The organism is uncultured Flavobacterium sp., from assembly GCF_963975005.1.
Taxonomy (GTDB): Bacteria; Bacteroidota; Bacteroidia; order Flavobacteriales; family Flavobacteriaceae; genus Flavobacterium.
On sequence record NZ_CAXBFR010000099.1, the window covers coordinates 1 to 10,837 of the forward strand.

Genomic DNA, 10,837 nt, shown 5'->3' on the forward strand with positions numbered 1-10,837 from the left:
TGTTGCGCGTAAATGATTTGATAATGCATTTACAACTGAAACTCCAACTCCGTGTAATCCTCCAGAAACTTTATATGAATCTTTATCGAATTTACCTCCAGCACCAATTTTAGTCATTACAACTTCTAGGGCAGAAACTCCTTCTTTTTTATGAATTCCAACTGGAATACCACGTCCATTATCTTCTACTGAAATTGAACCATCTTCATTGATATCTACTATAATAGTATCACAATAACCACCCATTGCTTCATCAATAGAGTTATCTACAACTTCATATACTAAATGATGAAGTCCTCTGACCCCTACATCACCAATATACATAGAAGGACGCATTCTTACATGTTCCATTCCTTCTAAGGCCTGAATACTATCTGCGGAATAATTGCTTTTGTTTATTTCTTCACTCATATTATTAAATCTTAAACGATTTTTTTATTATAACTACAAATATAACCATTTAATAAAGAAAATAACTAAAAAGCACCTTAAAATGACTTCAAGTTATCAACATTTGTTAATTTCTAAAAAGTCTCGCAAATCGCTTAAAAAAAGGCTAGAATCGAATTTTAATCAATTTAGCCTTTTGTTAAAATTCTAAAATCAGTAAAGTTGCTTAAAACTAATTTATGAGGTTAGTTTTAAGCAACTTTTAACGAAAACAACTACATTATTTATTAAAAATGCAATTAATAAGCTTCAGTATGCACATTTGCCACTGCCCTACCTGATGGATCATTCATGTTTTTGAAAGCTTCATCCCATTCTAAAGCAATTTTTGTGCTACATGCTACACTTGCTTCTTGAGGCACACTTTTAGCCGCTGCATCACTTGGAAAATGTTCTGTAAAAATTGAACGGTAATAATACTCTTCTTTTGATGTTGGTGTTTGAATAGGAAACTTATATTTTGCATTGGCTAATTGTTCATCTGAAACTTCTTTAGCAACTACTTCTTTTAAAGTATCAATCCAACTATATCCTACTCCATCACTAAACTGTTCTTTTTGCCTCCAAGCTACGCTTTCTGGCAACATATCTTCAAAGGCTTTTCTTAAAACCCATTTTTCCATACGTTCACCGTTAATCATTTTGTCTTGAGGGTTGATTCGCATGGCAACATCCATAAATTCTTTGTCTAAAAACGGCACACGACCTTCAATTCCCCAAGCTGCTAGACTTTTGTTGGCACGAAGACAATCATACATGTGCAATTTACTTAATTTTCGAACTGTTTCTTCATGAAATTCTTTTGCGTTTGGTGCTTTGTGAAAATACAAATAACCTCCAAATAATTCATCTGATCCTTCTCCAGAAAGCACCATTTTTATTCCCATCGATTTAATCACTCTTGCCATTAAATACATTGGAGTTGATGCTCTAATTGTTGTTACATCATAAGTTTCTATATTATAAATCACATCTTTGATTGCATCTAAACCTTCTTGAATAGTAAATTTAATTTCATGATGAATGGTTTTTAAATGATCTGCTACTTTTTGAGCCGCAGCTAAATCTGGTGAACCCTCTAATCCTACTGCAAATGAGTGTAATTGTGGATACCAAGCTTCTGAAGCATCTTCAGATTCAATGCGTTTTTGCGCATATTTTTTAGCTATAGCTGAAGTTATTGATGAATCCAAACCACCAGAAAGTAAAACTCCATAAGGTACATCACTCATTAATTGTCTTTTTACTGCTGCTTCTAAAGCTTTTTTGATTTCAATAATACTTGTTGCATTATCTTTTACAGCTTCAAAGTCTGTCCATTCTCTTTTATACCATTGTACAAATTCTCCATCTTTACTTGACATGTAATGTCCTGGTGGAAATAATTCAATTTTAGTACAAACTCCTTCTAGTGCTTTTAATTCTGATGCTACGTAAAACGTTCCATGTTCATCCCAACCTATATATAAAGGTATAATTCCCATATGATCGCGAGCAATAAAATACTCATCTTTTTCAACATCGTAAATTGCGAAACCAAATATTCCGTTCATTTCATCTAAAAATTGTACTCCTTTTTCTTTATATAAAGCTAAAATGACTTCACAATCACTTTCTGTTTGAAATTCGTATTTACCTACAAATTGCTTTCTTAATTCTCTGTGGTTGTAAATTTCTCCATTAGCCGCTAAAACTAAACTTTTATCTTTTGAAAATAAAGGTTGTTTTCCTGAAGCTGGATCAACAATTGCCAAACGTTCGTGAGACATAATCGCTTTTTCATCAGAATAAATTCCACTCCAATCTGGTCCACGATGACGAATTATTTTAGACATTTCTAAAACCTTTGGTCTTAAAGTTTCAGCTTTTTGTTTTAGGTCGAAGGCACATACTATTCCGCACATATTTTTGAGGTTAAAAGGTTATTAGTTTAAAAGGTTAAAAGACTAACCGTTTAAATTGTTTAACAAAATTGAGGATAAACCCACTTAAATGAAACTATAAATTAATATTTAGTTATAATTCGTAACCAAAAAATATATTTTAATATAAGTTTATAACTAAAAGTATAAAAAAATGCTATTTATATTTAAAATTGTTATTCAACTGACTGAATTCTATATTTTGTAGTATTAATATCAAATTGGAAATCAATTTTGTTTCCCATTAATTTTGTTCCCAATGGTGATTGAGGTGAAAGTGCGAAAATATCTTTATTATCAATTTTAATTTTTGGTAAAGCTGCACTTACAAAGAAATAAGTTTCATTGGCTTTTACCAAACTTCCTAAAGCAACAACATTGTGATTTTGAGAATCGTCAATTTTATCTAAAATAGCTTTTTGCTCTAGTACTTCTTTTAGTTTTTGAGTCAGTTTTTCTTGCTCTAAATGCATCATAGCTAATGCAGTTTCATGCTTGTCACCCGCCGAACCTTTGGCATCGTTTTGTGCATCAATAGCTAAATCTGAAATCATTTTTTGAAGGATTTCAATTTTTTCTTGAACTATGGATTTGTATTGAGAAAGGATTTGTGGTTTTGTTGGCATCATTTCTTTTTAAAAAATTCCAAGTCTTTAATTTTTTTCCCTTCTGAGAATCTTTTACTTACACTGCTTATTTCAGAATTATCAAAAGGTAAATAATCTGTACAAGTATCACCAATACAAAAATTTAAATTCCAACCAGAATCCAATTCCACGTAATAATAAAAACCAGAATATTTAATAACCGAATCTTGTAAACTCTTTGGTATATCTTTCCACTTTGTTCCAACTTTAAAACCTTCTTTAGTCATAAACTTCTTATCACTTGTCCACAAAGAAACCATATTTAAATTTTCTGATAATTCAAATGAATAAACAATACCATCAATAGTCATTTTATGAATTTCTCTTCCTGTTTGTGCATCAAAAACTCTATTTGGATATTTAATTGGAAGTTTTGTATAATTCGAATGATTTTTAGTTTTACAACTAGTCAAACTTAAAATTAGAAAAGAAAGTAAGAAAAAATTCCTCATTTAAGTTATATTAAAAATCAAACTTATAATTAGCTCCAATCATCACTTGAATGGATTGCACTGGAAAATTTGCCCAACGTTGGTAATTTAGACTTGCTAAGTTGTTTCCTTTTAAGAAACCCGTTAATCTTTCGTTGTATTTGTATCCAATGTGTGCATTTAAATCGAAATAACTGTCTAATGTTACTGTTTGTGTTGTAAAGGTTGCAGGAACAATCATTAAATCATCTTGTACTGCAATTTGGTCTTTTCTGTCTCCAACAAAAAATACTTTTGCACCTGCGTACCATTTGTCAGTAATATTAAAATCTACTGTTGAAGCTAATTGAAATTGAGGTAAATTCCATGCTTCTTGCTCTTCATCTACTGAATAATTATTGTATGAACCACTAATTCCGAAAGAAACATTTTTCGAAAAATCAGCTTTCAATTCAGCAAATCCTGTGATTGTTTTTACGTTATCATAGGCTACATCAAAAGAGTTTCCAAAAGCATATCCGTCAGTATTTGTTACTAATGGATCAAATGCATTGTTCTTGAATAATGCTTTTGCTTGTTCATCCTTATAAGATGCTCTTAGATTAAAAGAAACTGAATTAGATAATTTCCCTTTTAAACCTCCGTAAATATCATATTTTTGATTGGTTGGAGAAATATAAAGTGTTGGAGAAACAAATGGATTTACATCTACAAAATCAGCATAAGAGTTTTGGTGTAATGTTCCTTCTGCTCCAGCATAAGCTGTTAAAATTTCTGGCACTAATTTATAGGATGCTTTTATATTTGGATAAATAAAAACTTTACTGTCTGAAATTCCGTCGACTTTTTGTGTACTATAAAAAACTGAAGCCCCAAATTGAACTGAATAATTATCTTCTTGTAATAATATACTTGGACTTGCTCCAAAATTTATGTTACTGTATTTATAAGATTGATCAGCATAATAACTTCTATCAAAACTTCCTCCAACATAATCTACAATTACATCTAATTTTACTTTAGTATTCATAACTTCAAATGAAGTTTCTGGCTTGATATAAAATCTGTTTTCTCCTGAACCTAATGCATCCGAAAATCGTTTAAACAATAAAGTTGAATTATCTAAAAAACTATCTTTCATTCCTAATTTACCACCTAATTGAATTGTATTATAAGATTGTTTTTCTTTAATTGAATTTAAAGCTGCTTCATCAAAAGCTACAAATTCAGTTGGCAAACCATACCAATTGCTTACTTGATTTTTGAATCCTAAATCTACATTGTAATGCAAATCTTTATCGCGACTTCCGTAAGTTACATCAGCACTTGTTGTGGCAAATTGATTATCCAAAACAACTCCATCAATATCTCCTTGTGAAGATAGATGACGAATCATTCCTCCTACATATTCACTTCTACTGATATCTTCTGTTATGAATAATTCTGCATTAACAGTCAAGTAATTACCCAAACCTAAAGTTGCATAATTTTTGAATAATTTTTCTTTTTTAGCTTTTTCTACATCAGCTGCTTTCCCTTTTGCTGGTGTAAAAGTTGAAGCTACAGGAAATGAAAAAATTGAATATTCTATTTTCTCTTTTTGTACTTCTGCATCATCTTCAAAAGTTGGTGTTTCTTTTACTTTGAAAGCATCAGAAATTGTTGGACTATATGGTTTTACAATATTCACCACTTCAGAACCTATATTTTCATCTTTCTTTTGGGCTAAAGCCAAGTGGAAAGAAAAAATTACTGCTACTAGAATTATATTTTTTAAATATCTCATTTTTATATTTTTTATCTCAAACTTGTTTTATAGAACTTGTTTCAGTCTCTCGAAACATATATTTTAGATGCTGAATCAAGTTCAGCATGACAGACTTTATTAAAAGTATTACTCTTGGATTGAAGAATTACGTTTTGCTTCTTCTGATTTAATTTTTGTTAATTCATCATTTGCTTCTGTCACTACTTCTGAATATTCTTCATATTCTTCTATGACCATTTTCAAAATAGAAGTGGCTTGAAAACTATCTTTTAATTGGTAATAATTTTTTGCCATAACTACTAAACTTTTAGCGGCAAAATATTGATAACCCGAATAATCTTTAGCATATTTTTCAACAATTTTATTAGAATCTGCAAATTTTCCGTCTTTGTTTTTAAAATAAGCATCATAATATAAAGCTTCTGCTGCTAATTCACCTTTTGCGATTTTTTGTAGGTTTTGATAAGCTGCTTTTGCTTTTGCTTCATCACCCGTTTTTATAGCAGAACGAGCCACAATAATTTGTGCATCACTTTTCACTCTGTCTTCTGTTTTATCATTTGACAATACTTTATCAGCATAAGTCACAGCATTTGTATAATCATTTTTCTCGTAGTATGATTTCATCAAATTAGATTGAGCAAAAGTTACGTTTTGAGGAAAATCTGCTTCTGTTTCTAATCGCTTTAAAACAATAATTGCTTTATCATATGATTTTGCTTTTAGATAAACTTGACCTAAACGTGCTAAAGCTTGTTCCGTAAATTCACTTCGAGGTTTACTTATTACATATTCATAATGTTTGATCGCATTATTTTCTAAACCATCAGCATAATACAATTGAGCTAAATAAAAATTAGCATTTAATGCATGAAGACCATTTGGAAAACTACCTAAATAGGTTGTAAATCCAGAAATAGCTTGTTTTTCTGCTGATTCATAAGTTGTGTTATCTAAATCTGCATTACTAACTTCAATGAAATTTAGTGTTTTAACCCAAGCAGCATATTCATCTACTCTACCGTTATCAATGTAAATTAATCGAGCTGTAGAAACTGCTTCTAAAGCTTCTGGTGAGTTTGGAAAATCAGCAGCCACTTTTTTGAATTTTGTAATCGCTAAATCTTCTTTTCCGTTGTTATAATGAATTAAACCTTGTTTTAAAATAGCTTTAGCCAAATAAGAACTTGTTTTGTGATTAGCAATTAATTTATCAAAAGTCTTAATTGCTTTATCTACTTTGTTTTCATTCACATAAGTATTTCCTAGTTCATATAAAACATCGTCTGCATATTGTGATGTAGGATGAACTTTTGAAAAATTCTCTAAATCGTCTATTTTTCTGTCATTTTTCCCTACAAAACCATAACTAATTCCTTTTTGATAAGCTGCATAATCTGCATCTGGACTTTTTAATTCCATTACTTTATTATAAGCATCCATTGCTGGCCAATATTTTGCTGAAATGAAATTACAATCCCCTAAACGCAAATAAGAATCTGTTAATCTTGTTTTATCATTTTTGTTTGAAGCAATAAAACTTCCAAAACTTGAAATAGCATTATCATATTCTTTCAATTTAAAGTAAGTATACCCTAAATTGTAATTAATGTTAGTGTTTTCAGGTGTAGAAGTTGAAGCGCTATTGTTTAGGAATTGCTTAAAAGTAATTTTAGCTTCACTAAATTGATCTAAATTATATTCCGTTTCAGCTTTCCAAAAAAGTGCTCTTGCAGTGTATTTTGGGTCTTTATTTTCTATAATTGCTTTTTTGAATAGGTTTAAAGCTTCTGTATTATTCCCATCAGTATATAATTCTAAACCTCTATAAAAATTTGCCAATTGATAAGCTTGACGGTTTTCTGGAGATTTATTTTTTTCCAAAAGGACTAAAGCTTCTTTATAATTTTTTGATGTTATATAAGAACTAATCAATAAGTTATTTATTTCTTGCTTGTAAGACGAGTTCGGATATTTAGTTAAATAAGCTTGTAAAACTTCAGGAGTACTTTTGAATGAATTTCCAATTTCGTAACTCAATTTAGCGTAATTTAAATAAGCATCTTCTTGAATTTTTAAGTCAAATTCCATTTCAGAAGCTGTTTTAAATGCGGTTAATGCTTGATTTTTCTTATCTGTAAGCAAATAACATTCGGCTAAATGATAATAAGCATTTTGAGCTACAGCATCATTTCCACCAATAATTTTATTAAATTGAGATATTGCTTTTTCGTAGTCTTTTTGCTGGTAATAAGCATATCCTAGTTGGTAATAATCGGTGTTATTCCATTTTCCTCTTGTTCCTTTATAGTCTTCTAAATATGGAATTGATTTTTCGTATTGCTTTAAATTAAAGTAACTTTCTCCAATAATTTTAGACAATTCACTTATTTCAGTTCCTCTAGATTTTGGCATTTGTGCTAAACCTAAATCAATTGCTTTCTCAAAATTTCCTAATTTAAAATTCATATCAGCCTGAAAATAACCCATTTTTTCTTTGTATCGCTCTTGGTCAGATACTTTGTCGAAATAGTCATTGGCTTTTTTAAAATCATCAGTTTCATAAGCTAAATAACCCAAATAATATTTGGCTTGATTTCCAAATTCTTTAGAATTAACTACTTTATTGAAGTAATTTGAAGATTCTTTTACGTTTTTTGCTGTAAAATAGGCATATCCTTTTTGAAAATTAAATTTTTCTCTTTCATTAGCTGTCAAACCGTTTTCATCTACTTTATCAAAGTATTTTAAAGCTTGAGGATAATTGCTTTGGTCAAAATAATAATGAGCCACTTCAATAAACGCTTGATTTTGCTTTGTACTTGTTGGATATTTTTCCACAAAATCTTCCATTAATTGATCTGCACCCATTTGGTTTAAACGAATAGCACAATTAGCAATATAATAAGCACAATCTGCTTTTACATCTGTACTTGAAACAGTATTGATTACTTTATCAAAAATAATCTGAGCGGATTGATATTGTTTGTCTTTATAAAGTTCTACTGCTCTATCAAATTCTTTTAATTCATGCGAATAAATTGCAGTTTGTTGCGCCACAACAAAAGTGGTTTGAAAGAATAGTAATAAATAAAAAATGTGTTTTGTAAGCTTCATTTTATTCCGGTTTTAGAATCTCAAATATAAGTTATATATGAGTACTAACGGGTGAAGCATAGTTTATATTGTGAACAAGGTTTTAAACAAATTTGTTATTTTTTTACAATTAATTGATATTATTTTGAATAGAACATTACTATTATTACATTTACACAATAAATCTACAAAATCATGGCAGAAACCATTCTTTCCTTACAAAACGTATCTATAAATCAAGAAAATAATAGGGTTTTATCTAATATTAATCTTGAAGTTAAACGTGGAGATTTTATATATTTGATAGGAAAAACCGGTGCAGGAAAAAGTAGTTTATTAAAAACTCTTTATGGTGATTTAGCTTTACTTGAAGGTGAAGGAAGTATAGTAGATTATGATTTACGCAAATTAAAAGAGAAAGATATTCCTTATTTAAGAAGAAAATTAGGTGTCGTTTTTCAGGATTTTAAATTGTTACCCGATAGAAATATTCATGATAATTTGTTGTTTGTTTTAAAAGCAACTGGCTGGAAAGAAAAAGCCGAAATGAATTTAAAAATAGAAGAAGTTTTAGACAAAGTTGGTATGAAAATGCAAGCTCACAAAATGCCTCATCAAATTTCTGGAGGAGAACAACAACGTGTTGCCATTGCAAGAGCTTTGTTAAATAACCCTGAATTAATTTTAGCCGATGAACCAACAGGAAATCTTGATCCACAAACTTCTGTTGAGATAATGAATGTTTTAAAAAACATCAATGAAAATGGTAAAACGATTTTAATGGCAACGCATGATTATGCTCTAATTATGAAATTTCCAACAAAAACACTTAAATTAGAAGACGGAACTATTTTTGAAGTAGTGCAAAGAACGGTTTAGTTTTAATACATTTATAATTAAAAAACTTTGCCATTAAAATAATTACTAATGGAAAGAAAACTATATGTAATCTATCACCTTGATCGCTAGAAACACCTGATATAAAGAATAAATACAATATTGCTAAAGAAACTATTTTTAGTGTTTTTTCTTCCTGTTCATTTCTTCTTAAGATTATTATCGATACAATTACACCAGACAGTGTAAAAAATATATTTTGTGTTTTCGAAATTGCTTTAAAAATAAATTGAAAAGCAGCAAAGTAACTAGTATTGATTATGTTATCACAACCAAACACACTCGCGCTACCTTTTGATGAATTGACATATAAATTAGAAAAATAAGCCTTTACAAGATTTACTTTATTTGACTTTATTTGTTGCTTTAAATCTTCAATTGCAACTTCTTTTTTTTCTAAAAGAGATAATTTTGAAAAATACAAATGTCTTTGATTATGTCCTTGTTCAAACTCAATATTGTTTTTAAAACAATCAGCTTTTGTACCCAAATAATTATAATAAGTAGAAGCATCAATTGTGCTTATAGTAAAAATTCCATAAGTTTTTCTTATGGAATACATCTGAAAAAAAACTAAACTTATTGATAGATAAATAAGAATCGAAAACTTACTTTTTATAAGTTCAAAAAAATCTTTATAATAAAAAATTATAACAACTAATACAAAAAACTTCAAAATTGGTTTTATCAATAAACTGAGAAATAACAGAGCAATTGCATAAGATAAGTATTTATTGTTCTTTGTAAGTTCAAATTTTCTAAATTGATAAATAATTAGAGTTAAAAAAAAAGTAAAAAAAGTTTCAGTAAGCAAATGAAAAACAATACCTAAACTACCAATTAAAAAAACATATATTAATGAAAAAATAAAGGCTTTTTCTCTGTTAATAAAAGTAGAGCTAATTTTATAAATTAGGAGAATTATACCTAACCAAGATATTATATTTAAAAACAAACTCCATTCAAAAATAGTATCAATAGATAAATTAAATAGTAGAGGAATTCCATTTAATAGTGAAAACAAAAAAGGCCTATGATCATTAAGTTTAAATTCAAAAAAAAATTGCTTAATTGATAAAAGATAAGAATATGAGTCAGGAAAAATATAAGTCTGTTGATTATATTGTAATAAAAAAGCAAAAAACATTAGCCATAAAGATGCAATTATTAGTAATAAATACTCGTATTTAATTTTGGAAATCATATTTTTGTTTTCACAAATATAATACTAATGCAATTACTAAGTATAATAATTCCGGTTTACAATGAAGGCAATACCATTCATCTGATTTTAGATAAAATCAAAAATGTTACTTTACCTCAAAATATTGAAAAAGAAATTATCATAATTAATGATTGTTCCACTGACAATACATCAGATTCTATTCAAAAATACATTTCAAACAATACTACTTTAAATATTACGTATTTTGAACATGAAATTAATAAAGGAAAAGGAGCAGCTCTTCATACTGGAATTAAAAAGGCAAAAGGAGATTATACTATAATACAAGATGCTGATTTAGAATATGATCCAAAAGAATATATTTTTTTATTACAACCCGTTTTAGGTGGTTTTGCAGATGTTGTTTATGGAACAAGATTTATGGGTGGAAATCCACATAG

The 10,837-nt window shown here is 28.8% G+C and carries 9 protein-coding genes; 2 read left to right on the plus strand and 7 right to left on the minus strand.

Annotated features, from left to right (window positions below; genetic code table 11):
- The 6 genes from AACZ53_RS11190 to AACZ53_RS11215 all read right to left on the minus strand — a co-directional run.
- On the minus strand, positions 1-411 hold a 411-nt coding region (locus AACZ53_RS11190), incomplete at its 3' end, for an ATP-binding protein (protein ID WP_339838370.1).
- A gap of 278 nt (positions 412-689) precedes the next feature.
- Positions 690-2,354 (minus strand): asparagine synthase B, encoded by a 1,665-nt coding sequence (gene asnB / locus AACZ53_RS11195; protein ID WP_339838373.1) that lies wholly within the window; start codon positions 2,352-2,354, stop codon positions 690-692.
- A 194-nt stretch (positions 2,355-2,548) separates the two neighbouring features.
- Entirely contained in the window at positions 2,549-3,001 is a 453-nt protein-coding gene (locus AACZ53_RS11200) for a hypothetical protein (RefSeq protein WP_339838375.1), read from the minus strand.
- Positions 2,998-3,471 carry a hypothetical protein gene (locus AACZ53_RS11205; protein WP_339838378.1) on the minus strand — a complete coding sequence of 158 codons (474 nt, stop codon included), beginning with the start codon at positions 3,469-3,471 and terminating at the stop codon, positions 2,998-3,000. Before AACZ53_RS11205 ends, AACZ53_RS11200 begins: the two co-directional genes overlap by 4 nt.
- 10 nt (positions 3,472-3,481) lie before the next feature.
- Positions 3,482-5,236: a TonB-dependent receptor gene (locus tag AACZ53_RS11210; protein ID WP_339838381.1), complete on the minus strand. Its 1,755-nt coding sequence runs from the start codon at positions 5,234-5,236 to the stop codon at positions 3,482-3,484.
- Positions 5,237-5,344: 108 nt separating this feature from the next.
- The gene (locus AACZ53_RS11215; RefSeq protein ID WP_339838384.1) at positions 5,345-8,335 is read right to left on the minus strand and encodes a tetratricopeptide repeat protein; all 2,991 of its coding nucleotides are present in this window, start codon (positions 8,333-8,335) and stop codon (positions 5,345-5,347) included.
- A gap of 174 nt (positions 8,336-8,509) precedes the next feature.
- Between AACZ53_RS11215 and AACZ53_RS11220 the strand changes: the two genes are divergently transcribed.
- Positions 8,510-9,193, plus strand: a complete 684-nt coding sequence (locus tag AACZ53_RS11220) for an ATP-binding cassette domain-containing protein (protein ID WP_339838387.1) — start codon at positions 8,510-8,512, stop codon at positions 9,191-9,193.
- On the opposite strand, the gene AACZ53_RS11225 is transcribed toward AACZ53_RS11220, so the two are convergent.
- On the minus strand, positions 9,162-9,773 hold the full coding sequence (locus AACZ53_RS11225; RefSeq protein WP_339838390.1) for a hypothetical protein: 612 nt from the start codon (positions 9,771-9,773) through the stop codon (positions 9,162-9,164). The genes AACZ53_RS11220 and AACZ53_RS11225 overlap by 32 nt on opposite strands.
- A gap of 669 nt (positions 9,774-10,442) precedes the next feature.
- Here AACZ53_RS11225 and AACZ53_RS11230 point away from each other — a divergent pair.
- Positions 10,443-10,837 (plus strand): glycosyltransferase family 2 protein (locus AACZ53_RS11230; protein ID WP_339838392.1); only part of this gene is annotated, 395 nt, incomplete at its 3' end.

Excerpts from the sequence above, each read along its gene's own strand:
- AACZ53_RS11215 (WP_339838384.1), bottom strand. The coding sequence starts at position 8,335 with ATGAAGCTTACAAAACACATTTTTTATTTATTACTATTCTTTCAAACC.
- asnB (WP_339838373.1), bottom strand. The coding sequence starts at position 2,354 with ATGTGCGGAATAGTATGTGCCTTCGACCTAAAACAAAAAGCTGAAACT.
- AACZ53_RS11200 (WP_339838375.1), bottom strand. The coding sequence starts at position 3,001 with ATGATGCCAACAAAACCACAAATCCTTTCTCAATACAAATCCATAGTT.
- AACZ53_RS11220 (WP_339838387.1), top strand. The coding sequence starts at position 8,510 with ATGGCAGAAACCATTCTTTCCTTACAAAACGTATCTATAAATCAAGAA.
- AACZ53_RS11225 (WP_339838390.1), bottom strand. The coding sequence starts at position 9,773 with ATGTATTCCATAAGAAAAACTTATGGAATTTTTACTATAAGCACAATT.
- AACZ53_RS11210 (WP_339838381.1), bottom strand. The coding sequence starts at position 5,236 with ATGAGATATTTAAAAAATATAATTCTAGTAGCAGTAATTTTTTCTTTC.
- AACZ53_RS11205 (WP_339838378.1), bottom strand. The coding sequence starts at position 3,471 with ATGAGGAATTTTTTCTTACTTTCTTTTCTAATTTTAAGTTTGACTAGT.